General features: G+C 72.5%; 23 protein-coding genes. 9 read left to right on the top strand and 14 right to left on the bottom strand.

Features of this window, described 5'->3' with window-relative positions; translation table 11 throughout:
• Positions 1 to 68 precede the first annotated feature (68 nt).
• Complete coding sequence (locus BM339_RS33405) at positions 69 to 1,778, top strand: DUF6119 family protein (protein WP_083598270.1); 1,710 nt, start codon at positions 69 to 71, stop codon at positions 1,776 to 1,778.
• A gap of 45 nt (positions 1,779 to 1,823) precedes the next feature.
• Here the strand turns inward: BM339_RS33405 and BM339_RS33400 are convergent, their stop codons facing one another.
• Positions 1,824 to 3,011 carry a mandelate racemase/muconate lactonizing enzyme family protein gene (locus BM339_RS33400; RefSeq protein WP_075023434.1) on the bottom strand — a complete coding sequence of 396 codons (1,188 nt, stop codon included), beginning with the start codon at positions 3,009 to 3,011 and terminating at the stop codon, positions 1,824 to 1,826.
• A gap of 8 nt (positions 3,012 to 3,019) precedes the next feature.
• Positions 3,020 to 4,174, bottom strand: coding sequence for a M24 family metallopeptidase (locus BM339_RS33395; protein WP_075023433.1), 1,155 nt, complete (start codon positions 4,172 to 4,174; stop codon positions 3,020 to 3,022).
• Between the two features lie 72 nt (positions 4,175 to 4,246).
• Here BM339_RS33395 and BM339_RS33390 point away from each other — a divergent pair, with 72 nt between their 5' ends.
• Positions 4,247 to 5,137, top strand: coding sequence for a LysR family transcriptional regulator (locus BM339_RS33390; protein ID WP_075023432.1), 891 nt, complete (start codon positions 4,247 to 4,249; stop codon positions 5,135 to 5,137).
• Here BM339_RS33390 and hsaA read toward each other — a convergent pair.
• On the bottom strand, positions 5,134 to 6,300 hold the full coding sequence (gene hsaA / locus BM339_RS33385) for a 3-hydroxy-9,10-secoandrosta-1,3,5(10)-triene-9,17-dione monooxygenase oxygenase subunit (protein ID WP_021593396.1): 1,167 nt from the start codon (positions 6,298 to 6,300) through the stop codon (positions 5,134 to 5,136). The two genes, BM339_RS33390 and hsaA, sit on opposite strands and share 4 nt — an antisense overlap.
• Before the next feature lie 142 nt (positions 6,301 to 6,442).
• Here hsaA and BM339_RS33380 point away from each other — a divergent pair, with 142 nt between their 5' ends.
• From BM339_RS33380 to BM339_RS33360, 5 genes are all read left to right on the top strand, one after another.
• Positions 6,443 to 7,603 carry a 3-ketosteroid-9-alpha-monooxygenase, oxygenase component gene (locus BM339_RS33380; protein ID WP_021593395.1) on the top strand — a complete coding sequence of 387 codons (1,161 nt, stop codon included), beginning with the start codon at positions 6,443 to 6,445 and terminating at the stop codon, positions 7,601 to 7,603.
• Entirely contained in the window at positions 7,600 to 7,836 is a 237-nt protein-coding gene (locus BM339_RS33375) for a hypothetical protein (protein WP_021593394.1), read from the top strand. Before BM339_RS33380 ends, BM339_RS33375 begins: the two co-directional genes overlap by 4 nt.
• Positions 7,837 to 8,092: 256 nt before the next feature.
• A complete protein-coding gene (locus tag BM339_RS33370) occupies positions 8,093 to 8,632 on the top strand; it encodes an RNA polymerase sigma factor (RefSeq protein ID WP_075023431.1) in 540 nt (179 codons plus the stop codon).
• Positions 8,629 to 9,522, top strand: a complete 894-nt coding sequence (locus BM339_RS33365; RefSeq protein WP_075023430.1) for a hypothetical protein — start codon at positions 8,629 to 8,631, stop codon at positions 9,520 to 9,522. The genes BM339_RS33370 and BM339_RS33365 overlap by 4 nt, the downstream gene beginning before the upstream one ends.
• A gap of 361 nt (positions 9,523 to 9,883) precedes the next feature.
• The gene (locus BM339_RS33360) at positions 9,884 to 10,804 is read left to right on the top strand and encodes an NADP-dependent oxidoreductase (protein ID WP_075023500.1); all 921 of its coding nucleotides are present in this window, start codon (positions 9,884 to 9,886) and stop codon (positions 10,802 to 10,804) included.
• On the opposite strand, the gene BM339_RS33355 is transcribed toward BM339_RS33360, so the two are convergent.
• Complete coding sequence (locus BM339_RS33355; RefSeq protein WP_075023429.1) at positions 10,801 to 11,649, bottom strand: LysR family transcriptional regulator; 849 nt, start codon at positions 11,647 to 11,649, stop codon at positions 10,801 to 10,803. The genes BM339_RS33360 and BM339_RS33355 overlap by 4 nt on opposite strands.
• Before the next feature lie 107 nt (positions 11,650 to 11,756).
• Here BM339_RS33355 and BM339_RS33350 point away from each other — a divergent pair, with 107 nt between their 5' ends.
• Positions 11,757 to 12,653 carry an MBL fold metallo-hydrolase gene (locus tag BM339_RS33350; RefSeq protein WP_075023428.1) on the top strand — a complete coding sequence of 299 codons (897 nt, stop codon included), beginning with the start codon at positions 11,757 to 11,759 and terminating at the stop codon, positions 12,651 to 12,653.
• On the opposite strand, the gene BM339_RS33345 is transcribed toward BM339_RS33350, so the two are convergent.
• From BM339_RS33345 to BM339_RS33305, 9 genes are read right to left on the bottom strand one after another with little or no spacing between them, the layout of a single operon-like run.
• Positions 12,650 to 14,239 carry an AMP-binding protein gene (locus tag BM339_RS33345; RefSeq protein ID WP_256255572.1) on the bottom strand — a complete coding sequence of 530 codons (1,590 nt, stop codon included), beginning with the start codon at positions 14,237 to 14,239 and terminating at the stop codon, positions 12,650 to 12,652. The genes BM339_RS33350 and BM339_RS33345 overlap by 4 nt on opposite strands.
• On the bottom strand, positions 14,232 to 14,681 hold the full coding sequence (locus tag BM339_RS33340) for a nuclear transport factor 2 family protein (protein WP_021596915.1): 450 nt from the start codon (positions 14,679 to 14,681) through the stop codon (positions 14,232 to 14,234). Before BM339_RS33340 ends, BM339_RS33345 begins: the two co-directional genes overlap by 8 nt.
• Positions 14,678 to 15,559: an LLM class F420-dependent oxidoreductase gene (locus BM339_RS33335; RefSeq protein WP_075023426.1), complete on the bottom strand. Its 882-nt coding sequence runs from the start codon at positions 15,557 to 15,559 to the stop codon at positions 14,678 to 14,680. The genes BM339_RS33340 and BM339_RS33335 overlap by 4 nt, the downstream gene beginning before the upstream one ends.
• Positions 15,556 to 17,037, bottom strand: a complete 1,482-nt coding sequence (locus BM339_RS33330) for an FAD-dependent oxidoreductase (RefSeq protein ID WP_083598266.1) — start codon at positions 17,035 to 17,037, stop codon at positions 15,556 to 15,558. The genes BM339_RS33335 and BM339_RS33330 overlap by 4 nt, the downstream gene beginning before the upstream one ends.
• Positions 17,038 to 17,042: 5 nt before the next feature.
• Positions 17,043 to 17,954: a VOC family protein gene (locus BM339_RS33325; RefSeq protein WP_075023424.1), complete on the bottom strand. Its 912-nt coding sequence runs from the start codon at positions 17,952 to 17,954 to the stop codon at positions 17,043 to 17,045.
• A gap of 13 nt (positions 17,955 to 17,967) precedes the next feature.
• Entirely contained in the window at positions 17,968 to 19,152 is a 1,185-nt protein-coding gene (locus tag BM339_RS33320) for an acyl-CoA dehydrogenase family protein (protein ID WP_021596911.1), read from the bottom strand.
• Between the two features lie 22 nt (positions 19,153 to 19,174).
• The gene (locus BM339_RS33315; RefSeq protein WP_075023423.1) at positions 19,175 to 20,194 is read right to left on the bottom strand and encodes a ferredoxin--NADP reductase; all 1,020 of its coding nucleotides are present in this window, start codon (positions 20,192 to 20,194) and stop codon (positions 19,175 to 19,177) included.
• 5 nt (positions 20,195 to 20,199) lie between these two features.
• Positions 20,200 to 21,966 carry an FAD-binding protein gene (locus BM339_RS33310; RefSeq protein WP_083598263.1) on the bottom strand — a complete coding sequence of 589 codons (1,767 nt, stop codon included), beginning with the start codon at positions 21,964 to 21,966 and terminating at the stop codon, positions 20,200 to 20,202.
• A 2-nt stretch (positions 21,967 to 21,968) separates the two neighbouring features.
• Positions 21,969 to 22,838 carry an alpha/beta fold hydrolase gene (locus BM339_RS33305; RefSeq protein WP_021596908.1) on the bottom strand — a complete coding sequence of 290 codons (870 nt, stop codon included), beginning with the start codon at positions 22,836 to 22,838 and terminating at the stop codon, positions 21,969 to 21,971.
• Between the two features lie 285 nt (positions 22,839 to 23,123).
• On the opposite strand from BM339_RS33305, the gene BM339_RS33300 reads away from it, so the two are divergent.
• The gene (locus tag BM339_RS33300; RefSeq protein WP_021596907.1) at positions 23,124 to 23,714 is read left to right on the top strand and encodes a flavin reductase family protein; all 591 of its coding nucleotides are present in this window, start codon (positions 23,124 to 23,126) and stop codon (positions 23,712 to 23,714) included.
• A 36-nt stretch (positions 23,715 to 23,750) separates the two neighbouring features.
• Here the strand turns inward: BM339_RS33300 and BM339_RS33295 are convergent, their stop codons facing one another.
• Positions 23,751 to 24,680 (bottom strand): IclR family transcriptional regulator, encoded by a 930-nt coding sequence (locus BM339_RS33295; protein ID WP_033331862.1) that lies wholly within the window; start codon positions 24,678 to 24,680, stop codon positions 23,751 to 23,753.
• Positions 24,681 to 24,821: the final 141 nt, after the last annotated feature.

Genomic DNA, 24,821 nt, shown 5'->3' with positions numbered 1-24,821 from the left:
GAACCCGCCGCGCGCCCTTCTCCAGCCCACGGTCGCCTGGCCGGGGCCGTCTTCCCCGGAGGTTCACCTTGTCCGCGTCGACCCATGAATTGACGATCTACCGCATCTCCAACGCGGCCCCTGACGAGGCCGCGTTCCTCGAAACGCTGCAGGGGACGTACCTGGACGAGGCCGCGTCCAGTGACATGGCGTTCCCCGAGTACCCGGACGCCACGGCCGTCGCGTTCCATTGGCAGCGCGACCCCGTGTCACCGCACTGGATGAACGCGGCGAGACACCTCATCGGACCGCTCCCCGACGACTACCGGAACAACGACTGCGGCGCCCTGCTGCTGCTCGACGTGGACCGAGTCAGGTACGCGATCGGCTTCGGCGGCGGCTGGCGGACCATCCCCGAGCAGTTCAAGGACCACCGCTTCGGGCTCGGGTTCACCATCCGGGCCGTGGACGCCGAGCAGGTCCGTTCCGTCGTCCGGCGCTCGATGACCGGGCTCGGGCGCCAGGACGCCACCCACGTCCCGTCCGGCATCCCCATCGGGCACATCGGCCTCAGCGAGTACACCGAGATCGTCGGCAGGCTCGCGGGCATGGTCGATCCCGCGGACCTCGGTCTCTCCGGCACCCGGCGGATCCGCGTCGAGGGGTCCGCCGGGCTCCGGCTGCGGGTTCCGCTCGACCGCGGACGCCTCGTCGCGCTCCTGCGCAGGATCTCCGAGATCCGCGCTCGGCGGGTGCCGGACGACTTCGCCTTCGTCGAGGCCATCACGCCCGTCCGGGACGACTGGCGCCTCACCGACCTCGACAGGCGCCTTGACGCGCGGCTGCGCGCGGAGCCGGGCCACGACGGCGGGATGCGGCTGGCCGCCGCCGTCCCGATGGACCTCGCGGACCAGGTCCACGAGGCTCAGGGTTACGCCATCAAGATCGGGTCCGCCCTGATCCGCCACCGGGGAGACCTCGATGTGGACTCCGTCCTCCGCCGTTGCCGGTTCCAGCCCCGCGTCCCGGCGCTCGCTGCGATCGAGGCACTCCGGCGCGGCGAGGTGCGGATGTGCGAGGACGACGACGGGGAGCGCGTCCTCGGCAGGGCGGCGGCCGACAAGTGGCTGGCGGCCTCCGTCCGGGTGGACGAGCACGAGTACTTCCTCGTGGAGGGCACCTGGTACGAGGGCGGAACCGAGTACTTCACCTCCGTCCAGCGCCGGATCGCAGATCTGTTCAGGTCCGTGCCGAGCCTTGACCTTCCGGTCTGGAGCCGCGACCTCAAGCCGCCGCCCGGATCGAAGAAGCGCGGCGAGGCCGTCTACAACGAGTGGGTCCAGGACTCGCTCGGTGTCGACCGCTTCCTCAGCCTCGACCGGACGGGTGCCCGCACCGAGTTCCACGGCTCGCACGGGTTCGAGCCGTGCGACCTGCTCGGGCCGGGAAACGAACTCATCCACGTCAAGGGCGGCAAGCGCACCCAGCCCTTCAGCCATATGTTCAGCCAGGCCCTTGTCTCCGCCGAGTCGCTGTACCTCCGTCCCGAGGCCCGCGCGTCCTTCGCCGAGCTCGTCGAGCAGACGAGCCTGGGCAGGCGCGCGTTGCCGGACGGCTGGCGCCCGGAGAAGGTCGTCCTCGCGATGAAGGTCGACCGCCGCACGCCGCTGACGCCGGCGACGCTCTTCCCTAACGCGCAGATCGCGCTCGCGCATCTGGCGCGGACGCTCTCCCGTTACGGCATCGAGGTGGAGGTCATTTCGATCCCCCACGAGGAGGCCTCCTCAGCGGCGGCCTGACCGCGACCTGCCGCACTCGCGCGACTGCCGACCCCGCCCGCCGACTCATCTCTTGGGGAGGGCTGGGGCGGTAGTTAGGGCCCTCGGGTCGTGGAAGGTGAAGTCGGCTGCTGAGGTGCGGTAGAGGTCGGCGTAGCGGGCCACCTTTTCTGAGTCCAGGTCTACGCCCAGTCCTGGGGCCGTTGGGACGGGGAGTCGGCCGTTCGTGTAGTTCTCCAGGGGGCCGGCGAAGGGGGTGCGGAGGATGTCGTCGGTTAGTAGGGCGCCGTAGGCCTGGTTGGGGTAGCGGAAGTTGGGGGTTGCCGCGATCACGTGGACGGCGGCTGCCAGGGCTATGCCGAGTTCGCCGAGGCTGTGTTTGACGACGGGGAGGCCCGCGGCGGCGCAGATTCCGGCTGAGCGTTTGAGGTTGAGGAGGCCGCCGTCCATCTGGTTGTCGACGGAGAGGGCGTCCGCGGCCCGATGGTGGATGACGGCCAACTGGTCGGTGCGCGTCCATGAGGCTTCGTTGGCCAGTAGCGGGGTGTTCAGGCGGCTGCGGACGTAGGCCATTTCCGGGAGGTTCCGACCCGACACCGGTTGTTCGACCATTTCCAAGCCGTACGGCTCCAGGGCTCGTGTGGCTTGAATGGCTGCGCCTGGGGACCATGCCTCGTTGGCGTCGACTCGGATGCCCATTTCGGGGCCTGCGCCGTCGCGGAGGGCGGCGACGCGTTCGATGTCGGCTTCCAAAGTGTCAGCGCCGACCTTGAGGTAGCAGAGGCGGGCGCCTGACTTGGCGGCGCGGCGGGCCTCGGTGCGTACTTCGGTGGGGTCGGAGGCGGCGACGTAGTGGAAGAACTCGACCTCGTCGCGGAAACGTCCGCCGAAGAAGTCGACGATCGGACGGCCGCACGACTTGCCCAGGAGATCCCAGCAGGCCGTTTCGACGGCGGCGATGGCAGGGCTGCTGGAGCCGATGTGGTGCCAGGTGCCGACGACGTCGATGCGCTGGATCAACTGCTCGATGCGCAGCGGGTCGGAGCCGATGACCAGGGGTTCCAGGCTGCGCAGGACGCCCAGCACGACGTCCGCGGACGGGTACGCGGCGGCCTCGCCGAGGCCGGTGAGGCCCTCGTCGGTGTCCACCTCGACGATGACGGAGACGAGGCCGGAGCGGCGGCCGAAGGCCCACACCTCGTCGGTCCGGTAGGGGACGGCGACCGGAGTGGCGCGGAGGGCGGTGATGCGCATGGCGTCTCCTAGGGACGGACGATCAGCGAGCGAGGTGCGTCGGTGAGCAGGACGGCGCCATTGGCTTCGACGAGGGCCGTGTCCGAGACGACGTGGCCGGGGCGGTCGATCCACGACATGAGGTGGAAGACCATGCCCTCCCGGATCCGGGTGCGGCCGCCCGCCCGGATGCCGGGGACGGACGCGCCGCCGACCCAGCTCGGCGGGAAGCCGATGCCGGTGAGGTAGCCGCAGTGGTGGCGGCGCGGGCGCCGTCCGGTGGCCGCGGCCACTGTGCTGGCCCAGGCCGCGTAGACGTCGCCGGTGAGGTTGCCCGGCACCAACGCCGCGCGGGCCGCTTCCAGCCCGGCATGGGCCGCCGACGCGGCCTCGGCCGCGTCCGGGGGTGCCTCGCCGCAGTACACGGTTCGGCTCATCGGGGCGTGGTAGCGGTGGACGCAGCCCGACAGCTCCACGAACAGGCCTTCGCCGTGGCGGAGGTGGTGCTCCCGCCAGGTGACGTGCTCCTGCGCCAGGCGGTCAAGGGAGCGGACGAGGGGCGCGAAGCCCGGCTGGTGCCCGCCCGCGGAGGTCATCGCCCACTGGGCGCGGGCGGCGACGGTGCGTTCGCTGACGCCCGTTCCGGCGGCGTCGAGCGCGGCGTGCATCGCCGTCCCGGAGATGTCGGCGGCCCAGCGGACGAGGTCGATCTCGGACGCCGACTTGACCGTCCGCAACCGGGCGGGAAGGGCCGTGCAGTCCGTGTAGGTGCGGTCGGGCAGCGCCTGGCGGAGGCGGGCCAGGACGGCGGGCGGCAGCGTCATCGAGCCTTCCTCGACGCCGATCGCCGAGCCGGGCGGCGTCACCGACGCCAGGACCCGGGCCGCCGCCTTCGCCGGGTCCTGCGTCTCCCCGTAGAGCGCCTGCCGCGCGGAAGGCACCTGCGCCGTCAGCGTGTGCCGCTCCATGCGCCGCGCGACGAGCACGGGCGGGCCGTCGAGCGGGACGACGGCCATGGTGAACGCGAAGTAGCCCAGGTGGTCCAGGCCGAGCAGGTAGTACAGGTTCTCCGGGCTGGTCAGCGCCACCGCGGCCAGGCCCCGGCGCCGCATGACCTGGCGGAGCCTGCCGGTGCGCGTCCGGTGCTCGTCCTGCGGGACGGCGATGATGAGTTCGGCGGTCATGGCGCCAGTGTGGGGCGGCGGGAAGTCCCGCGACCAGCGAGCTTTTCCGATGTGCGCCGTTAGCGTGGCTACATGGTCTACGAGGTGCGGCGGCTGAGGCTGCTCCGCGAGCTCGCGGCGCACGGCACCATCGCGGCGGCCGCGCAGGCATGCCATCTCACGCCGTCCGCGGTCTCGCAGCAGCTCGGCCTGCTGGAACGCGAGGTCGGTACCCCGCTCCTGCTGCGGGACGGGCGCCGCGTCGTCCTGACCGAGGCGGCGCGCGTGCTGGTCGCGCACACCGAGCGGGTCCTGGCCGAGCTGGAGGAGGCGCGGGCGCAGGTGGCGGGGCTGACCGGGGAGGTCCGCGGCACCGTCAGGCTCGGCGCGTTCCCGAGCGCGGCGGTCGCGCTGGCCGCTCCCGCGATCGCCGCCTGCCGGGCGGAGCACCCCGACCTTCGGATCGTCCTGGACGAGACCGAACCCGACGAGTCGGTCGACGCCCTGCGCCACCACGCCTGTGACGTGGCGCTGGTCTACGAGTACAACCTGCTCCCCCGGATCCGCGACGAGGGCGTGGAGGTGCGGCCCCTCCTCCGCGAGCCCCTCCTGGCGGCGCTGCCACCGGCCGAGGGCCCGACGGCGCTGGCGGAGCTCGGCGACCGCGCCTGGATCGCGCCGCGCAGCGACACGGCACTGCGCACCGTGCTGGAGCGCGCCTGCCAGGCGGCCGGATTCGAGCCGCGGATCGACTACACCAGCGACGACTACACGGTGATCATGTCGCTGGTCGAGGCGGGGGTGGGCGTGTCGCTGCTCCCCCGCCTGGTCACCGAGCCGCTCGCGTCCCGCGTGCACCTGACCCGGGTGAGCGGCCTGGAGCTGACCCGGACGATCTCGATGGCCGTCCGCACCGGCAGCGGCCGCGACCCGCGCGTCGGCGCCGTGACGACCGCCCTCCAGCGCGCCGCGGAAGCCGTCTAGACGAGGTTGTCCTCGACCTTCAGGCCGAACTCGCCGCGGCCGTACATCGACAGGGCGTGCTCGACGTCGTTCGCCACGTGGACGCTGCCCGCGTGGGCGTCGCGCCAGGCGCGTTCGATGACGTTGCCGCGGTGCAGGGAGTTGCCGCCGGCGGTCTTGAACAGGATGTCGATGGCCTCGATGGCGCGCTCGGTGCCGCGGACCTGGTCGCGGCGGGCGCGCAGCCGCAGCTCCATCGGGATCTTCTCGTTGCGGAGCGCGTACTCGTGGATCTCCCGGACGTTCCGGTCGGTCTGCAGGACGGCGGCGTCGATCTCGGACGCGGCGCGGGCGACGGCGACCTGCGCGAACGGGTCCTCGACGAAGCGTCCGCCGCCGAGGCTGAGCCGGATCCGGTCGCGCATCCGCGCCACGTACAGGTCGTGGCAGCCGGCCGCCATCCCGATCACGCTGGCGGTGACGGTGGCGGTGAAGATCGTGCCGAACGGCATCCGGTACAGCGGGCCGGTGTTGACCTTGCGGCCGGGGTTGCGGAGCTGCGCCTGCTCGAAGTTGCGCATCGCGCGGTGCGCCGGGACGAACGCCCGCTCCACGACGATGTCGTCGCTGGCGGTGCCGCGCAGGCCCATCGAGTCCCAGACCTCGCGGATCTCGTAGTCGGTCTTCGGGACGAGCACCGTCATGAAGTCGACCGGACGGCCCTCCGCGCCGACGACGAGCGCGCCGAGCAGCGCCCAGGACGCGAACTCGCAGCCGGACGAGAACGACCAGCGCCCGCTCACCTCGTAGCCGCCGTCGACCGGGGTGAGCCGGCCGATCGGGGCGTAGGACGAGGCGACGAGGGTGTCCGGGCCGGCGCCCCACACCTCGTGCTGCGCCTCGTCGGCGAAGAGGCCGACGTGCCAGGAGTGGACGCCGAGGATCGCCGCGACCCAGCCGGTGGAGCCGCACGCGCCGGAGATCGCGCGGATGACCTCGTAGAACGCGACGGGATCGTCCTCGGCGCCGCCGTAGCGGACGGGCTGGAGCATCCGGAACACGCCGGCGGCGGTCAGCTCGCGGATCGTCTCGGCGGGGATGCCGCCCTTCTCGTCCACGGACCGGGCCCGTTCGGCGATACCGGGCAGCAGCTCGCGCACGGCGTCCAGGACCTCGTTGCTCATCCCGTTCCTTCCCTCTTCCGGCCATTGCAGGAGACCATGCTCGCGCGTCGCCGCGAGGACGCGCGTCCCGGCCACCGGGACTCGCCGATCGGGCCGGTGGACCGCGACCTAATGTTCGAATCACCCATGTATCGCCGAAGGGATGATCCACGTGACCGCTACCGAGTCGGACGCCGTCCGCGCCATCGAGGCGGAGGCGATCACCCGCCGTTTCGCCCGGGGATGGCACTGCCTCGGCCTGGCCGAGAAGTACCGGGACGGCAAGCCCCACACGGTCGACGCGTTCGGGCAGAAGCTCGTGGTCTTCACCGGCGAGGACGGCACGACGAACGTCCTGGACGCCTACTGCCGGCACATGGGCGGCGACCTGTCCGACGGCACCGTCAAGGGCAACGAGATCGCGTGCCCGTTCCATGACTGGCGCTGGGGCGGCGACGGGCGGTGCAAGCGGATCCCGTACGCGCGCCGCGTCCCGCTGCGCGCCCGGACCGCCGCGTGGCCGACGATGGAGCAGGACCAGCTGCTGTTCGTCTGGAACGACCCGGAGGGGAACCCGCCGCCGGCGGACGTGACGATCCCGGTGATCGAGGGCGCGACCCGCGACGACTGGACGGACTGGCGCTGGACGGAGCAGGTCGTCCACACCAACTGCCGCGAGATCATCGACAACGTCGTCGACATGGCGCACTTCTTCTACATCCACCAGTCGTTCCCGACGTACTTCAAGAACATCTTCGAAGGGCAGACCGCCACCCAGATCATGAAGGGCCGGAGCCGGGACGACGCCCGCCGGGAGAGCAGCGGCGGCGGCGGGCCGCGGATGCTCGGCAACTCCTCCGTCGCGTCCTACCACGGCCCCTCGTTCATGATCGACGAGCTGACGTACCACTACGAGGGCTATGACCTGAACTCCGTGCTGATCAACTGCCACTACCCGATCGACGAGAACTCGTTCTCGCTGCACTCGGGCATCATCGTCCAGCACAGCGACAGGCTGTCGCCCGAGGCCGCCGAGGCGAGCGCGCAGAAGCTGTCGCAGTTCATCCTGACCGGCTTCGAGCAGGACGTCGCGATCTGGAAGCGCAAGGCCCGCATCGACAACCCGCTCCTGTGCGAGGAGGACGGCCCGGTCTACCAGCTCCGCCGCTGGTACCGGCAGTTCTACGTGGACGTCGCGGACGTCACGCCGGAGATGACCGACCGGTTCGAGTTCGAGATCGACACGACGCGCCCGGTCGAGTCGTGGGAGCGCGAGGTCCAGGAGAACCTCGCGCGCCGGGAGGCCCAGGGAGCCTCGGCGTGACGGTCCGCCAGGACGAGCGCCTGCTGGACGGCCCGCTGCTGCCGGTCCGGTGCCGCCGCTGCGCGGCCGAGGTGCTGGTGCGCAAGTCGACCTGGGAGCAGACGAGCATCCAGTGGAACGCCGAGGCCAGGGCCGCGTGCACGGGCCTGGACGACCCGCACGCGACGTGCCCGGCGCTCCGCTCGGCGATCCAGGAGGCGGCCCTGACCGGCGCCATCAGGGTCATGGAGTGACGACCGGGCCCCACTAGACGGTTCGCCATGCCCACGTCCCGGTCGCGGGTCTCTCCCTGCACGTCGCGAAGTCGGGAGACCCGTCCGGCCACCCGTACCTGTTCCTGCACGGCTGGCCGGAATCGTGGCGGACGCGGCACGGCGTGATGGCCGCCGCCCCGCCCGAGCTTCTCTGAGCGGAGGTGAAAGATTCGGGGGCACCCCGACATGAGCAGGTGACCACCGACCACAGGAGGCCACATGCCGAGGACCCCCGATGACGGATGAGGACGAATTCGCGGCCGTCTACGCCGCGACCTACAAGGCACTGCTCGCGTATGCGCTGCGCCGCTGCGACACCCCCGAGGACGCCGCCGACGTCGTCGCCGAGACGTTCGCGACCGCCTGGCGGCGCGTCGCCGACATGCCGGCGGGCGACGAGGCCCGGCTGTGGCTGTACGGGGTGGCCCGCCGCGTCCTCGCCAACCACCGGCGCGGCGTTCTGCGCCACTCACGGAAGACGGCGGCGCTGCGCGCCGAACTGCGCGCGGCCGCGCCGGCACAAGACGCCTCTCCGGTGAGCGACGTCTTCCGCGCCCTGCCGGACCGCGACCGCGAGCTTCTCGCCCTGGTCGCCTGGGAGGGCCTGTCCGTCGCCCAGATCGCCACGGTGCTCGGCTGCTCCCGCAACGCGGCGAGCATCCGGCTGTACCGCGCCCGGCGGCGCTTCGCGCGCGCCCTGCGGGCCGCGGGCATCGACCGTTTCGAGGCCGCCGCGCAGTCCCGGCCCGTCCTGCAGAGGAGTGAGCTGACATGACGTCCCCGATCGACGAACTCGTGGCGAGCCTGAACCCCGTGCACGAGGACGAGATCACCAGCGAGCCGTCCGGCGCGGCCGGGCGGGCGCTGCTCGCCGACGTCACCACCGGGGAGACCCCGGCGCCGCGGCGCCGCCGCCTCCCCCGCCGGGCCCGCGTCGCGATCGGCGGCGCGGTGCTGGCGGGTGCCGCCACGGCGACCGTCGTCGTCCTGTCCGGTCAGGACTCCGGGCCCCTGCGCAGCTACGCCAACGCCGCCGTGCGGATCGACGTGGAGGGCGACGGGTACGAGGTGGAGATCAAGGACGCCTACGCCGGCCAGGAGGAGTTCCGTGAGGCGTTCGCCAAGGTGGGGCTCAACGCCCGGCTGAGCATCGTGCCGGTGTCCCCGGCTCGCGAACGCGAGATCATCAGAGTCGGTTCGCTGCCCGATTCCGGCGGCGGCCCCGTCTCGCCGGGAGGCGTGCGCGGCACCTTCACCATGGTCCTGGACTGCCCGCCCGGCCGTGACACATGCCCGCTCAGGGTGCGGCTCGGCGGTGCGCTCTTCCGGCATGAGGGCGGCGAGGTCGTCATCGGCCGCAAGGCCCGTCCGGGCGAGGTCTACGCGGACGCCACGCCGGCGCGCGGCGACCACCCGGAGAGCCTCCGCCTCACCGGCCGCACCGTCGGCGAGGCGCTGGCGGACCTGCGCCGCCGCGGCCTCACGGCGTCCTTCTCGCTCGGTGAGTTCAAGGCGGACGGCTCGGGCTACATGCGGAACGCGCCCGCCGGGTGGCAGCCGGACGCCGGACGCCGGGTCACCGGCGCCTGGGTGCGCAGCTCGAACTCGATCGGCCTCCTGATCACCCCGGCGAAATCCGACCCGAAGCCCGATCCAGCCGGGTGAGGGCCGCCGCCTCGTCCCGCACCCGGGCCAGGTGACGCGCTGCCCGTTGGTCGGCCGCCGTGAAGCTCGCCCGGATCGCTGGAGAGCCACGGTCAGCGAAGGCGATCTCGACCACCTGCGGTCGATCGACGCAATACCGGTCGACCGCAGGTGGCGTGGGAACGGTCGATCGTCAGGCCGTTCGGTAGGTGATCCAGGCTCGGCCCGCTTGCGCCGCTTCGTTGCGGATGCACACCGAGCGGGTGTGTTCGGCCGGTGGCCTGGACGTCCGGGGTTCTCCGCTGTGGCGGCGGCAGGGGGTTGACCTCAAGATTGGTTGAGGTTCTAGCGTTCCACTTGATCGACGATGAAGGGGGACGGCATGCGGGTTGCGGGGTTCACCGAGCCAGGAGGGCCGGACGTGCTGAGCATCCTTGACCTGCCGGTGCCCGAGGCCGGGCCTGGGGAGGTGCGGGTGCGGGTGCGGGCGGCCGGGGTGCAGCCGTTCGATCTGGCCGTGCGGGAGGGGTGGAGGCCGCCGGGGACGCCGGAGGGCTTCCCGCGCGTGCCCGGCAACGAGTTCGCCGGGGTGGTCGACCAGGTCGGCGCGGAGGTGACCGGGGTGCGGGCCGGCGACGAGGTGGTCGGCAACTGCCGGCTCAACGCCTACGCCGAGTACGTCGTCGTCCCCGCCGGGGCGCTGGCCGCCAAACCCGCGAGCATGCCGTGGGACGTGGCGGGCGGTTTCCCCGCCGCCGTGATGACCCCGCACATCGCGCTGGAGGAGATGGGCGTCGGTCCCGGCGACACGCTGCTCGTGCACGCGGCGGCGGGCGCGGTCGGGACGGTCGCCGTCCAGCTCGCCCGCATCGCCGGGGCCTCGGTCATCGGCACGGCGAGCGAAGCCAACCACGAGTACGTGCGGTCGATCGGCGCGACCCCCGTCGCCTACGGCGACGGTCTGGAGGAGCGCGTGCGCGCCCTCGCGCCGGGCGGCGTCGACGCCGCCCTCGACGGCGCCGGCGGCCACGCCCTGGACGTGTCCCTGAGTCTGGTCAAGGACCGGAGCCGGATCATCACGCTCGTCGAGCACGGCCGCGCCGCCGAGCTGGGCATCCGGATCACGCCCGACCGGCGCTCGGCCGCCCGCGTCGCCGAGGCCGCCCGGTTCTACGACGAGGGGCGGCTGCGCATCCACGTGCGCGGAGCCTTCCCGCTCGACCGCGCCGCCGACGCCCACCGCGAGGTCGCGACCGGCCACGGCCGCGGCAAGGTCGTCCTTCTGATGGACGGCGCGCTCTAGTACTCCGCCGCGGCGATTCCGGCGAACGAGCGGATGAGCGGGTCGGTGTCGGCGCTGTTCCAGGCGACGACGAGGCGGCTGGGCGGCATGTCGTCCAGGGGGACGACCGTGAGCCCCTCGGGCGACGGATGGGTGAGCGGCATCAGCCCGATCGTCCCGTTCCACAGGACGGCCTGAAGGCACTCGTGGGCGGTGCGGACCACCGGCCCCTCCTGGAGATCGCCGGCGGGCGTCCAGTAGGCACGCCAGACGGGATCGGTCCCCTCGGGCAGCCGGAACCATCGGCGGCCCTCCAGATCGTCCAGGCGGAGGGCCTCCCGGTGGGCGAGCGGGTCATCGGTGCGCAGGACCACCCCGACGGGGTCGGTGCGCAGCACGCGGGTACTGACGCCGCTCTCGTCGAACGGCGCCCGGGTGAACGCGATGTCGGCCAGGCCGCCCCGCAGTCCGGCGGTCGGATCGGCGAAGTCGGCCTCGCGGATGCGGACGCGCACCTCCGGGTGACGCCGGCGGAACGCGGCGACGAGCCCGGTACCGCCTTGCTGGACGCTGTCGGCGAGCGTGCCGATGGTCAGGGCGGCGCCGCCGGTCGCGGCGGCGACCCGCGCACGCGCCCGTTCCGCCCGCTCCAGCAGCGTGCGCGCCTCGCCGTAGAGGACGGTCCCCGCCGCGGTGAGCGCGACACCGGCCGGCGAGCGCTCCAGAAGGACGGCACCGAGATCGGTCTCCAGCTGCTTGATGGCCCGGCTCAGCGGCGGCTGGGTCATGTGCAGGCGGGCGGCGGCGCGTCCGTAATGCCGCTCCTCTGCCACGGCCACGAAGTAGCGCAGCGCACGTAGGTCCATCAGCGGCGATGATACCCGCGTGGTATCGGGGGTGCCGGATCGGTGTTGGACGCCCCGGCACCGTCCGCGATGAGGTGGACGGGGCGTCGCCTTCTGAGGAGTCCGTCATGGCCGAATACGTGCTGCCCGACCCCGCCGTGCAGGTCACCGGAGCGGAGGAGATCGACCGCGACCTCCTCGTCATCCCGAACCGGCGCGTCCCGCTGGTGCCCAACATCGGCGTCATCGGGGGGACGCATTCCGTCCTGGTCGTCGAGACCGGATTGGGCACGGACAACGCCGAGGCCGTCCTCAAGTTCGCCGCCGACCACGCCGGCGGCCGCAAGCTGTATCTGACCACGACGCACTTCCACCCCGAGCACGCGTTCGGCGCCCACGTGTTCGGCGAGGAGGCCATGTACCTGGCCAACGAGGCGCAGGCCGACGATCTCGCCACGAAGGGCGCCGGCTACCTCGGCATGTTCACGGGGCTCGCCGAAACCGTCGCCCGGCGCCTGGAGGGCGTCGAGGTGGTCGCCCCGGACGTCGTCTACCGGGATTCCTACGACCTCGACCTCGGCGGACGTCGCGTGGAGCTGCGCGCCGCCGGCCGGGCGCACAGCAGGGGAGACCAGGTCGTCACCGTGCCGGACGCCGGGGTGATGTTCACCGGCGACCTGGTGGAGTCCGGCCAGTTCGCGATCTTCCCGTGGTTCCCGCCGCACGACACCGACGTGTCCGGCGTCCGCTGGATCGCGGTGATGGAGCGGCTGGCCGCCGCAAGGCCCCGGACGGTGGTCCCCGGCCACGGCCACATCGGCGGCCCGCGGCTGCTGGCCGACGTCCGCGACTACCTGCGCCTCCTCCGTGACGAGACCTGGGTCCGCCGCGACTCCGCGATGAGCGAGGAGACCATCATCGAGGAGGTCAGGGCCCTCATGCTCGATCGGCACCCCGAGTGGGAGGGCCGGGATTGGATAGAGAAGGGCGTTGCCTGCCTATGCGCCGAGCACCCGCACTCCTAGCGCGGCACGTGTTCGTAGGTGCCGTTGTGGTGTTCGTACAGGGGGTCTCGGGTGTTGAGGGCTTCGGCGCGCAGGGAGCGTTTGAGAACCTTGTTGGTCGGGGTGCGGGGTAGTTCCTCGACGATGCGGACGTAGCGGGGCGTCCACTTCGTGCCCAGGTCCGGTTGCGCCGCCAGAAACGCCGTGAAGGCCGGGGGGTCGAAGGTGTGGTCCGGTGCCAGGGACACGGCCGCCATCACCTGGTCGCCGACGTGCTCGTCCGGGACGGCGTAGACGGCGACGTCCGAGAACGCCTCGAAGCGGGACAGGAGGCGTTCGACCGGGGCCGCCGCGATGTTCTCACCGTCCACGCGCAGCCAGTCGTCGTCGCGGCCGGCGAAGTACCAGTAGCCGGCCGCGTCGCGGTAGGCGAGGTCGCCCGACCAGGTCCAGCCGTCCCGGACGCGCCGGGCCGTCGCCTCGGGGTTGTTGTAGTAGCCCTCGAACTTGGCGGCGCCCATCGTGTCGACGATCTCGCCGATGGCCTCGTCGGCGTTGAGGAGCACGCCGTCGGCGTCGAACTCGGCGCGCGGGCACTCCCGGAGGGTCGCGGGGTCGACCACGATGGTGCCGGCCTCGGCGACGCCCAGGGACCCGGGCGGCGTGCCGGGGACGCGGTTGAGCCGGATCTCGCCCTCGCTCGACCCGTAGGAGTCGATGACCGTGCAGCCGAAGCGGCGGGCGAACTCGGCGATGTCGCGCTCGTTCGCCTCGTTGCCGAAGGCGATGCGGAGAGTGTTGTCGGCGTCGGACGGTTTCTCTGGGGTGGCCAGGATGTAGCTGAGCGGCCTGCCGACGTAGTTGAAGAACGTGACGCCGAAGCGGCGGACGTCCGGCAGGAAGCCCGAGGCCGAGAACTTGCGGCGCAGGACGACGCGCCCGCCCGTGGCGACTGCGGGGGCGATCCCGGCCATCAGGGCGTTCGAGTGGAACATCGGCATCACGACATAGAACACGTCGTCGCGGGTGAGGCCGCGCCGGTCGCGCTGCTGGACGGCGATCCGGCCCAGCCTGCCCTGCGTGCAGATCACCGCCTTGGGCGCGGAGGTGGTGCCCGAGGTGAACACCAGGGAGAAGATCGTCTCCGGGGCGACCGGGGAGATCGCGGCCGGCGGCGCCGACACGCGCTCGGTGTACGCGAGGTCGTCGACGTTCAGGGACGGGACGTCGGTGAGGTCTTCCAGGAGGGGCGCGCGGGAGGTCTCGGTGACCAGCAGGGCGCAGCCGGTGTGGGTGATGTCGCGGGCCAGCTCCGCACCCCGCCGTGTCGGGTTCAGCTCGACGACCGGGACTCCGGCGAGCGCCGCGCCCAGCAGCCAGAACAGGTGCTCCGGGCCGTTCTCCAGGAACAGGCCCACGTGCCCGTCCAGATCGCGGACGAGGGAGGCGCGGCGCCGGGACTCCTCCACGACCTCGCGCCACGTCCAGGACCGGTCCTCGAAGCACAGGCCCGTGCGGTCGTCGTCACCGCGCGCCGCGACCAGCTCGGCGAACGCGGCCTCGCGCGCCGGCCGGTCGTCGCCCAGCACGGCCGTCCTCTCAGTCACCGCGCCACCTCCGGACGGGACGTGTCTCGATCGAGTCGATCCGCTGCTCGCGGCGGGCGAAACGCCAGGTCCCGGCGTCGAGCCGGTAGGCGTCGGTGTAGCGGCAGTGCCAGACGAGGTCCGACGCGCCGGTCAGGTGGTGGGCGACGCAGGCGATCTCCCCGGTGGCGGTGCCCGGCTCGGGCCCTGTGTCGAACACCTGCCCCACGAGCGCGTGGAAGGTGACCGGTATGCCGTTCAGCACCGCCAGCGTGTCCTCTATCTCCGCGCGTCCGGTGAAGGCGCGCACCGGGTCGAGGTCGGCGGGGGCGTCGGGCAGGACGAGCACCGCGTCCTCGGCGAACAGGCCCGCCATCGCGCCGATCTCGCGGCGGTCGGCGTGCAGCGCGTACCGGGCGACCAGGTCGCCCAGGGCCAGCCGGTCTGCGACGTCCAGCGTCATGGCAGTCCCAGGCGCTCGGCGCAGGCCGACAGCTCGTCCCTGGCCTCGTTCAGGTCCTTCGTCGGCCGGCCGCTCAGGACGAGCCGGTCCGCGCCCAGAGCGGCGAGCTTCGCCGCCTTCTCCGGCGTGACCGCCCGCAGCGAGTGCCCGAGGGTGAGTTCGAGCGCGTCCGGGTCACGGCCGTTGCTCTCGGCCTCCTCGCGCATCAGCGCGACCAGGGCCTTGAGCTCCTCCCCCGCCACCCCGAGCGGCTGGAAGCCGTCGCCGTACCGGCCGGCGCGGCGGGCGGCGGCCTTCGTGTGCCCGCCCACGTGGATCGGGATCCCGCCCCGCTGGACGGGCTTCGGGTAGCTCATCGCCCCGGTGAACTGGAAGAACTCCCCCTCGTGGGTCGCTCCGTCAGGCGCGGTGTCGGCCCACAGCGCGCGCAGCACGTGGATCTGCTCGTCGCCGCGCCGGCCGCGCGAGGCGAACTCCGCGCCGCACGCCTCGATCTCCTCCCGCATCCAGCCCATGCCGACGACGAGCCGCAGCCGCCCGCCCGACAGCGCGTCGACCGTCGCGAGCCGCTTCGCCAGCACCACCGGGTGGTGGTCCGGCAGGACGAGGACGCCCGTGGCGAGCCCGATCCGCGCGGTCCGGCCGGCGAGGAACGCCAGCAGGTCCAGCGGGTCGGGGATGTCCAGGTCGTCCGGCAGCGCCATCCTCCCGGACGGGTCGTAGGGGTAGACGCTGGTGTAGCCGCTCGCCACCACCGCGTGCTCCACCGCGCCGACCGACTCGAACCCGCAGGCCTCGGCGTGCCGGGCGTACTCGCCGATCCACGCGGGATCGGCGGTGACGCCGGCCGCGACGGGGAGCAGGACCGCGTACCTCACCCGCTCCCCTTGAGCCGCGCGGCGGCGGCGCGCCCGGCGCGGCGGCCGAAGAACGTGCCGTCGCCGAGGGACGTCCCGCTGACGTAGCCCTCGCCGTGGATGCCGGAAGCCGTGCGCCCCGCCGCGTACAGGCCGGGGATCGGCTCACCGGAGAGGTCGCGGACCTCGCCGTCCACGGTGGTGTCCAGGCCGCCGAGGGTGAACCCGCCGGCTCCCGTTCCGGCGCCGTGCCTGCCCGCGCCGAAGAACCCGTCGCGCGGGTCGATCGCGGCGAACGGCCCCTTCAGCGGACGCAGCCACTTGGCGTCCTTGTGGAAGTAGGGGTCCTCGCCCTTCTCGGCGTACCGGTTGTAGGTCTCGACCGTCTGCTCCAGCGAACCGGACGGCAGGCCGAGGGACTCCTCCAGCTCCGCGATCGTCTCCGCCGCGTGCTTGGGGTGGACGCCCCACATGTCCGCTTCGGCGATCTCGTCGTACCCGGCCTCGTCGATGATCGCCCAGTAGGGGCCGGGCTGGTGCTGGACGGCCCGGTGGCTGAACAGGCCCGGGTAGACGTCCTCGTTGATGAACCGGCGGCCGAGGCCGTCCACGAGCATGCCCCGGCAGACGACGGCGGGGTTGGCGGTGAGCGCGATCTCCACCGTCGCCATCCGGCGGGTCGCGGCGCCGAGCGCGGCCGCCATCCGGATGCCGGACCCGTCGCTGGTGCCGTCGCTGACCTTGTCGTGCCCGAGCAGCACCGGCGCGTGGTCGGCGAGCATCTCCTCGTCGTCGACGAACCCGCCGGAGGTGAGGACGACGCCCCTGCGCGCCCGGTAGGCGACCCGCTCGGAGAACGCGCGCGCGACGACCCCGGCCACGCGGCCGTCACCGTCCACGACGAGGTTGGTGGCGTAGGTGTCCCGGTGGGTGGCGGCGCCCGCCTCGGCGACGGCCGCGATCAGCTTCTCCATCAGGATCCCGCCGGCGAACATCGGCGTCTCCGGGCGGTGCCCGCGCGGCGCGGGCCGGGCGATCGTGTTGTACGGCCAGGCGTTCTCGCCGAGCCACATCAGGCCGTCGTCGGTGTGCGGCATCCAGCCCGGCGCGTCGAACAGGCTCTCCTTGAACGGGACGCCGCGCGCGCGGAACCACTCGAAGTGCTCGACGCTCCCGTCGCAGTACAGGCGCAGCTTCTCCTCGTCGGCGTGCGGGCCGAGCGCCGCCTTGAGGAAGGCGAACATGTCGTCCGGCGTGTCGTCGAAGCCGCACGCCTTCTGCACCCGCGTGCCGCCGCCGAGGTACAGCTCCCCGCCCGACTGCGCGGACGTTCCGCCAGGGCCGCTCGACCGCTCCAGGACGAGGACGTCCGCGCCCGCCGCCGCGGCCTCGTACGCCGCCGCCGCGCCGGCGGCCCCGAAGCCGACCACCAGCACGTCGCACTCGTGGTCGACGTCCACCTCGGCGGCGGGGACCGGTTCCACCGAAGGCCTCGCCACCGGCGTCAGCCCTTCTTCCGCGGCGTGAACGCGGCCAGCGGCTCGGAGCCGGACCAGTCGTGGCCCCAGTAGCTGTCCTTGGTGATCTCTTCGGCGGTGTAGTAGGCCTCGTCCACGAGCAGCCCCTCGCAGCCGTACTCGATGTCCCAGCCGCCGGGCGCCCGGACGTAGAACGACACCATCTTGTCGTTGGTGTGCCGGCCGAGCGTGGAGGAGATCGAGAACCCCTTCGCCGTGACGGCGTCCAACGCGATGCCGACCGCGTCCAGCGAGTCGACCTCCACCATCAGGTGGACGAGGCCGGGCGCGCCGTCGTGCGGGGCCGGGCAGATGGCCGCGCTGTGGTGGCGCTGGTTGACGCCCATGAACCGGATCCGGACCGGGCTGCCGCCGACCTTCATCGCGCCGCGCGGCAGGAACCCGAGGACCTCGTTGTAGAACGCGGTGGTCTCGGCGAAGTTCGGGGTCGGCAGGACGACGTGGCCCATGCCCATGGCGCCGGTGACGAACTTCTGCGCGAAGCCGGTGCGCAGGGGGCTGTGGTCGAGCACCGGGCCGAAGAACACCTCGACGGGCGTCCCGCCCGGGTCGGTGAACGCGATCACCTCCTCGGCGTCGCGCTCGGCGGCCTCCTTCGGCTTCAGCGCCGTGACGGCCGTCCCGGCCTTCTCGACGGCCTCGCGGACGGAGGCGAGCGCGTACTGGTCGCGCACCTCCCAGCCGACGGCCAGCACCCGGTCGTCGTCCCCGGGCAGCAGTTGCAGGCGCGACCGCCGCTCGTCCATGCGCAGGTACAGCCCGTCCGGGTCGGGGCCGGTCCCCTCGGCGAACCCGAGCCCGTCGAGGGCGAATTCGCGCCAGCGGTCGATGTGCCGGGTCTGGACCCTGAGATAGCCCAGCCCTCGGATCTGCGTCATTCCTCTCACTCCCTTAGATCATCGAGCGCATCGGGCCCTGCGGGGGCTCGATGTCCAGGTCCGTCAAGGCGGAGACGTGGTAAACCGAGCCCGGGACGTGGATGGCGTGCGCCAGCCCGACGTGCGCGTCCCGCCAGAACCGCTGGATCGGGTTGTCCGTCCGCATCGCGTTCCCGCCGGACCGGACGACGATCTCGTTCATCGCCTGCACCGCCCGCCACGCCGCGCGGACCTGCGTGCGGCGGCCGGCGGCGCGCTCGGCGAACGTCGGCACGTGCCCGGAGGCGACCATGTCGTACATCCGCGAGCAGTTGTCGAGCAGCGCGGTGCGGGACGCCTTGATCTCCTCGGCGGCCTCGCTGATCGCGTACAGCACGTACGGGTCGTCCTTGATCTTGGTGCCGGTGATCTGGACGCGGTTGCGCTGGTACTCCAGGTGGTGGTGCAGCGCTCCCTCGGCGATGCCGATCACCGCGGCGGAGATGCCGAGCGGGAACACGCAGGAGAACGGCATCAGGTAGGACGGGTTGGTCAGCCCGGCCTCGCGCGGCGCGGAGCCGTCCACGACCTTGGTGTACTCCAGCGTCCGGTACGCGGGGACGAACGCGTCCCGGACGATGATGTCCTTGCTGCCGGTGCCCTTCAGCCCGGCGACGTCCCAGGAGTCCTCGACGATCTCGTAGTCCGAGCGCGGCAGGATGAGGTGCAGCGAGCGGGGCGGCATCGCCATCTTGCCCTCGTCGTCGCCGAGCATCCCGCCGAGGAAGATCCAGTCGCAGTGGTCGGTGCCGGAGGAGAACTGCCAGCGGCCGTTGAACACGTACCCGCCGTCGACCGGCCGGGCGATGCCCATCGGCGCGTACGGGGACGCGATCCACGTGTCGGGGTCCTCGCCCCAGATCTCCTCGCGGACCTTCGGGTCGGCGTAGGCCAGCTCCCACGGGTGGACGCCGACGATGCCGGCGATCCAGCCGGTGGAGCCGTCCAGGGCGGCGATGCCCATGACCGTCTCGGCGAACTCCCGGGGGTGCACCTCCAGGCCGCCGTGCGCCTCCGGCTGGAGCAGCCGGATCACGCCCGCGTCCTTCAGGATCTGCGCGGCCTTGTCGTCGAGCCTGCCGAGGGCCTCGTTGGCGGGGCCGAGCTCGCGGATCTGCTCCGCCCTCTCCATGATCGTGTCGAGCACGCGGTTCGCCATCGCCTGTCTCCCGTATGTGTCGTCAGCCGTCGTAGGTGATCTTCAGCCGGTCGGTGACCGGCCTCGCCTGACAGGCGAGGATGAGGCCGTCGGCGAGATCCCGCTCGTCGAGGACCGAGTTGGCGTCGAGGGTGACCTCGCCCTCCAGCTTCACGCAGGCGCACGCCGAGCAGTTGCCCTCGCGGCAGGAGAAGGGGGCGTCGACGCCCGCGCGCAGCAGCGCGTCGAGGAGCCGTTCGGACCTCGGCCAGGGGACGGTCCGCGTCTCGCCGTCCATCTCGACCTCGATCTCGCCCGCGTCGCCGTCGTCGGGCGCCTCCTCGGAGGCCTCCGGGTTCTCGAACGGGTCGCCCTCCAGCGAGAAGAAGCGCTCGGCGTGCACCCGCGCGCCGAGCCCGGCGAGCGTCTCGGTGACCAGGTCCATGAAGACCTCGGGCCCGCACACGAAGACGGGGCGGCCCGCGTACGGGCCGGCCAGGGACCGGACGGCCGCGGCCGTCGGGAGCCCCTGCACCGACTCCAGCAGGTGGACGACCGTGAGCCGCTCGGGGTACCGCTCGGTCAGCTCCCGCAGCTCGGCGGCGAAGATGACCGACCGCTCGTCCCGGTTGGCGTACAGGAGCGCGACCCGCGCGGTGCCGCCGGCCAGGCACGACTTGAGGATCGACATGACCGGCGTGATGCCGCTGCCGCCCGCGACGAGCAGCAGGTCGTCGTCCAGCGAGGGCGGGGTGAACGTGCCCGCCGGGCGCAGCACCTCCAGCACGTCGCCCGCCGTGACGTTGTCGCAGATCCAGTTGGACCCGAGACCGTCCGCGACCCGCTTCACCGTCACCTTCAGCCGGTCGTCGGTGAGCGGCGAGCTGCACAGCGAGTAGCAGCGCGCGACCCAGCCGTCCTCGGCCGGGACCCGGACGGTGAGGAACTGCCCGGGGCGGTAGGTGAACCGGTCCCGGTCGCCCTCGGCGGGTTCGAGGACGAGCGAGTGCGCGTCGGCCGTCTCGTGGACGACCTCCACCACCCGCGCCTTGAGTGCCGTCATGACCGTCAGGTGGCCTTCCCGGTGGGCGCGCCCGCGGCGTGCCGGGCCGCGATGTAGCCGAACACGATGGACGGGCCGATCGTCGCGCCCGGTCCCGCGTACTCGTTGCCCATCACCGACGACGAGGAGTTCCCCGTCACGTACAGGCCCTCGATGACCGTCCCGTCCTCGCGCAGGACGCGGGCGTGCTCGTCGCTGACGAGGCCGCCCTTGGTGCCGAGGTCGCCGACCTCCAGCCGGAACGCGTAGTACGGCGCGGTTTCCAGGACGTCCAGGTTCGGGTTCTTCAGGTTCGGGTCGCCGTAGTAGCGGTCGTAGGCGGAGTCACCGCGACCGAAGTCGGGGTCCTTGCCCGCGCGGGCGTACCCGTTGAACGTCTCGACGGTCTCGGCCAGCGCGTCCGCGGGGACGCCGATCTTCCCGGCGAGCTCGGCGAGCGTGTCCGCCTTGAAGGCGATGCCCTTGTCGTAGAACGCCTTCGGGATCGGGGCGCCGGGGAGGATCTGCGCGAACGGGTAGCGGGCGCGGGCCTTGGCGTCCATCACGAACCACGCCGGGACGTGCCCGCCCTCCAGCTGGTCGTGGACGAAGTTGACGTACGGCGCCGCCTCGTTGGTGAACCGCGTCCCGTCGTGCGACACGATGACCTGCCGCGGGATCGCGCGCTCGGACACCAGCGGGATCGTCGCGCCGGCCGGGTGCCGGACGGCGGGCATCCACCACGCGTCGTCCATCAGGTCCAGCGCCGCTCCGAGGCGCTCGCCCGCGCGGATGCCGTCGCCGGTGTTCTCGCGGGCGCCCATCGCGAAGTCCTCCTGGCCGCCCTTGGGGAGGTACTTGTCGCGCATCTCCTGGTTGTGGTCGAAACCGCCGGTGGCGAGCAGGACGCCCTTGCGGGCCCGGATGCGCAGGGTCGTGCCGTCGCGCTTCGCGGCGACGATGCCGGTGACGCGGCCGTCCTCGGTGACCAGCTCGGTCATCGCGGTCCGCAGCCAGAGCGGGATGCCGGCGTCCTTCAGCGCCATCCGGAGCCGGGCGACGAGGGCGCGCCCGCCGGTCGCCATGTGCCGGCGCCGGACCATGTTGGACGAGACACGCCACGCCGCCACCAGCGACGCGCGCCGTCCCGCCCACGTGCGCTTGGCCATCGCGAGGTCGTGGTAGTCCTTCGCCGTGACCCACAGGCCGAGGGGGCCCTTCATGTTGTTCGGCCGCTGGTACTTCTCGTCCTCGCCGAGCTTGCGGGTGTCGAACGGCCTGGCCTCGACGGACCGGCCGAGCGGCCGCCCGCCCTCCAGCTCGGGGTGGTAGTCGGCGTAGCCCTTCGTCCAGAAGAACCTCACCCATTTGCTCTTGCCGATGAGCTCCATGGCGGCGGGGCCGTTGTCGACGTAGGCGTCGAGCCGCGCCGCGGCCACGCGGCCCTCGGTGAGCAGGTCCAGGTAGCGGCGGACCGACTCGCGGCTGTCGTCGTGGCCGCGCGCCTTCAGCGTCGGGTTGTTCGGGATCCAGATGCCGCCGCCGGACAGCGCGGTGGAGCCGCCGAACTTCTTGCCCTTCTCGACGACCAGCGCGCTCAGCCCCTCGTCGTGCGCGGTCAGCGCGGCCGTCATGCCGCCGCCGCCGCTTCCGACGATCACCAGGTCGTACTCGTGGTCCCACTCACTCAGTGCCTCTTGCGGGGGGACGACCCCCCGCTCCCCCCGGTTCGCTTCGCTCAGTGTCTCTTGCGGGGGGACGACCCCCCGCTCCCCCCGGTTCGCTTCGCTCATTCTTAGAGGTCGTCCTTCCGGGTCAGGAACGCCAGCACGGCGCTCTCCCAGGCGGACTTCGCCTCGATCATCACCCAGTGCCCGCAGTTCGGGAAGATGGTCACCTGGACGTCCGGGATCGTCCGCATCGGCACGAGGACCATGTCGACGGGGCTGACCCGGTCGTCCCGTCCCCAGGTGATGAGGGTCTTCGCCTTGAGCCTGTGCAGCATCGCCCAGTACGGCGGCTCGCCGGACGCGGCCATCGCCTTCGCGCGGGCCGCCATCGCCTTCGACCCGTACATGCGGCGGGCGGAGGCGAGCGTGTCGGGGTCGGTGGCCTGCCGCCAGCGCTCCTCGACCATCTCCTCGGTGACCGTCCGCGGGTCGAAGACCATCGAGTTCAGCCACCGGACCAGGCCCTCGCGGGTCGGGTTGTCGGTGAACTCGGCCAGCAGCCGGATGCCCTCGCCGGGCGCCGGGCTGAACAGGTTGGTCCCGATCCCGCCGATGGTGACCAGCCGCCCGACGCGGTCCGGGTGCCGCAGCGCCACCTGCGTCGCGATGATGCCGCCCATCGAGTTGCCGATCACGTCCACCTGGCCGAGGCCGAGGCCGTCCAGGAACCGGACGACCGCGCCGCCCGCGGCCATCATCGGGTGCTCGCCGGTCGGGTCGCTCACCCCGAAGCCCGGGAACTCCAGGACCAGGCACCGGAAGTGCTCGGCGAAGCGGGCGAGGTTGCCGCGGTAGTTCCGCCAGCCCGTCACGCCGGGACCGGACCCGTGCAGCAGGAGCAGCGGCGGGCCCTCACCCGCCTCGTGGTAGCGCAGGACGCCCTGGTCGGTGGCGAGCTCGCGCAACGTCGACTCGTAGGTCAGCTCCGCAGGCATGATCTCCCAGTCCTTCGACGGTGGCTTGTCCGGAACGTAATCGGCGGGGCGGCACGGTCACGCGATGGATCCCGATCAGCGGGACGTGCTGTGCGGCGCGGCCCCGGCGGCCCGCCGCGGCGCCCGCTTCCACTCATCGGGACGCGGGCGCGTGGCCGGCGCGGGACGTGCCTACGTTCGGGGCTCACCGGCCGCTCCTTGGCCGGCCCCGCGCTCGCCCCACCTATTGGACATGTCGCATATTTGATATGACGCCCTAACCGTTCGCAGCCCCGAGGTGACCAGATGCCAGCCGAGCCAGCGCTCACGTCCGCCCCCGAGGCCGCCACGGCCGCGCCGGAGCCGGTGGACTTCCGGAAGGCCATGGCGGAGTTCGCCACCGGCGTCACCGTGGTCACCGCGGTCGACGACGGCGAACCGGTCGGCTTCGCCTGCCAGTCGTTCGCGTCGGTGTCGCTCGAACCGCCGCTGATCCTGTTCTGCGCCGACAAGCGCGGCCGGTCGTGGCCGCGGATCCGGTCGGCGGGGCGGTTCTGCGTGAACGTGCTCGCCGAGGAGCAGCGCGACCTGTGCGAGCGCTTCGGATCGAGCCGCGGCGCCAAGTTCGAGGGCCTGGACTGGCAGGTGTCGCGGTGGGGCGCCCCGACGCTGCCGGACGTGCTGCTCGCGGTGCACGCCGTGGTGCACGACGTGCACGAGGCGGGCGACCACGAGGTGGTGATCGGCCGCGTGCTCGCGGTGGAGCGGCACGAGGTGGTGGACGGCGTCTGGCGGCGGCCGATGGTGTTCTTCCGCAGCAGGTTCGGGGTCGGCGAGCCGGACGCGCCCATCGCCCCCGACCCCTGGGGCATCGGCGACCGCTGGGGCTGGGGCTGAGGTCACCTCCGGTCGCCCGTCACATCCAGTCGCCCCTCACATCCAGTCGCCACGGCCGTCCACCGCGAGCAGCCGGTTCATCGTCTCCGGCGACCAGGACGCCTCCTCGCCCGCCGGGGAGCCGCCGCGCCGGCGGCCGCGGGCGCCCGCGCGGGCGCCCGGCGCCGAGCCGGGGAACAGGATCTGGGACGCCTCCCGCGCGGCGGTCACCACCAGCGGCGCCACGTTCTCCAGCGGCGCGCGGATGTCGCCGGCCAGCGAGATCCCCGCGACCGGCCCCTCCGCGCCGCGGACGGCCGCGGCCACGCAGGAGATCCCCGGGTAGGACTCGCCGCGCTCGAACGCCAGGCCGCGGCGCTGCCGGACCCGGTGCAGCTCTTGGTGGAGCGTGCCCAGCTCCCCGATGGTGCGGCTGGTGAACCGGCTGATCCCGGCGGACAGCAGCGCGTCCACCCGCTCGGGCTCCAGCCAGGCCAGCATCGCCTTGCCGAGCGCCGTGCAGTGCGCCGGGGCGCGCCCGCCCACCCGCGACGGGACGGAGGCGGCCAGGCGCCCGCCGAGCTTGTCCAGATAGAACACCTCGGCGCCGTCCAGGACGGCCAGGTGCGCGACGAGTCCGGTGGTGACCTGCAGCTCGTGCAGCAGCGGCGCTGCGGCCTCGCGGATCTTGCCGTGCCCGCCGTCCTGGCCGCCGAGGCCGAGGGCGCGCTGGCCGAGCCCGTAGCCGAACGAGTGGTGCGCGAGCCAGCGCTGCTTCACCAGCTGGTCCAGGATCCGGTGCGCGGTCGAGCGCGGCAGCCGGGTGCGGCGGGCCACGTCCTCCAGGGTGAGCCGCGCGGTCGGGCCGTTGAACGCGTCGAGGATCAGGGTCATCCGCTCGATCATCGACGGCGGCGACTCGCGGCGCGCCGGCCCGGCCGTCATGGTCTCCGGCGTCGCTGCCTCCGGCGTCAGGGCCTCGGTCATCGCACCTCCTGGAACATGACTGAAATGAATTCTTGTTACCAGGAATGTAGCAATCGCTTGGTCCAGACGGAAGGGGTGCCGTAAGTCCAGGTCAGCCGGAGATCCGGCGGTCCGTGCCGCGTCCCAGGTCGGGCCGTGTGC

The sequence above is a fragment of the Actinomadura madurae genome (genome assembly GCF_900115095.1).
GTDB lineage: Bacteria > Actinomycetota > Actinomycetes > Streptosporangiales > Streptosporangiaceae > Spirillospora > Spirillospora madurae.
The sequence above is the reverse complement of the archived record's forward strand: the minus strand, read 5'-3'. Positions and strand labels throughout refer to the sequence as shown.

Bases quoted from the DNA above. Each gene is read 5' to 3' on its own strand.
- BM339_RS33295 (WP_033331862.1), bottom strand. From the start codon at position 24,680: ATGACCGAGGCCCTGACGCCGGAGGCAGCGACGCCGGAGACCATGACG.
- BM339_RS33365 (WP_075023430.1), top strand. From the start codon at position 8,629: ATGACGTCCCCGATCGACGAACTCGTGGCGAGCCTGAACCCCGTGCAC.
- BM339_RS33315 (WP_075023423.1), bottom strand. From the start codon at position 20,194: ATGACGGCACTCAAGGCGCGGGTGGTGGAGGTCGTCCACGAGACGGCC.
- BM339_RS33320 (WP_021596911.1), bottom strand. From the start codon at position 19,152: ATGGCGAACCGCGTGCTCGACACGATCATGGAGAGGGCGGAGCAGATC.
- BM339_RS33310 (WP_083598263.1), bottom strand. From the start codon at position 21,966: ATGAGCGAAGCGAACCGGGGGGAGCGGGGGGTCGTCCCCCCGCAAGAG.
- BM339_RS33325 (WP_075023424.1), bottom strand. From the start codon at position 17,954: ATGACGCAGATCCGAGGGCTGGGCTATCTCAGGGTCCAGACCCGGCAC.
- BM339_RS33300 (WP_021596907.1), top strand. From the start codon at position 23,124: ATGCCAGCCGAGCCAGCGCTCACGTCCGCCCCCGAGGCCGCCACGGCC.
- BM339_RS33360 (WP_075023500.1), top strand. From the start codon at position 9,884: ATGCGGGTTGCGGGGTTCACCGAGCCAGGAGGGCCGGACGTGCTGAGC.
- hsaA (WP_021593396.1), bottom strand. From the start codon at position 6,300: ATGAGCAACGAGGTCCTGGACGCCGTGCGCGAGCTGCTGCCCGGTATC.
- BM339_RS33340 (WP_021596915.1), bottom strand. From the start codon at position 14,681: ATGACGCTGGACGTCGCAGACCGGCTGGCCCTGGGCGACCTGGTCGCC.
- BM339_RS33395 (WP_075023433.1), bottom strand. From the start codon at position 4,174: ATGACCGCCGAACTCATCATCGCCGTCCCGCAGGACGAGCACCGGACG.
- BM339_RS33390 (WP_075023432.1), top strand. From the start codon at position 4,247: ATGGTCTACGAGGTGCGGCGGCTGAGGCTGCTCCGCGAGCTCGCGGCG.
- BM339_RS33400 (WP_075023434.1), bottom strand. From the start codon at position 3,011: ATGCGCATCACCGCCCTCCGCGCCACTCCGGTCGCCGTCCCCTACCGG.
- BM339_RS33355 (WP_075023429.1), bottom strand. From the start codon at position 11,649: ATGGACCTACGTGCGCTGCGCTACTTCGTGGCCGTGGCAGAGGAGCGG.
- BM339_RS33380 (WP_021593395.1), top strand. From the start codon at position 6,443: ATGATCCACGTGACCGCTACCGAGTCGGACGCCGTCCGCGCCATCGAG.
- BM339_RS33370 (WP_075023431.1), top strand. From the start codon at position 8,093: ATGACGGATGAGGACGAATTCGCGGCCGTCTACGCCGCGACCTACAAG.
- BM339_RS33350 (WP_075023428.1), top strand. From the start codon at position 11,757: ATGGCCGAATACGTGCTGCCCGACCCCGCCGTGCAGGTCACCGGAGCG.
- BM339_RS33305 (WP_021596908.1), bottom strand. From the start codon at position 22,838: ATGCCTGCGGAGCTGACCTACGAGTCGACGTTGCGCGAGCTCGCCACC.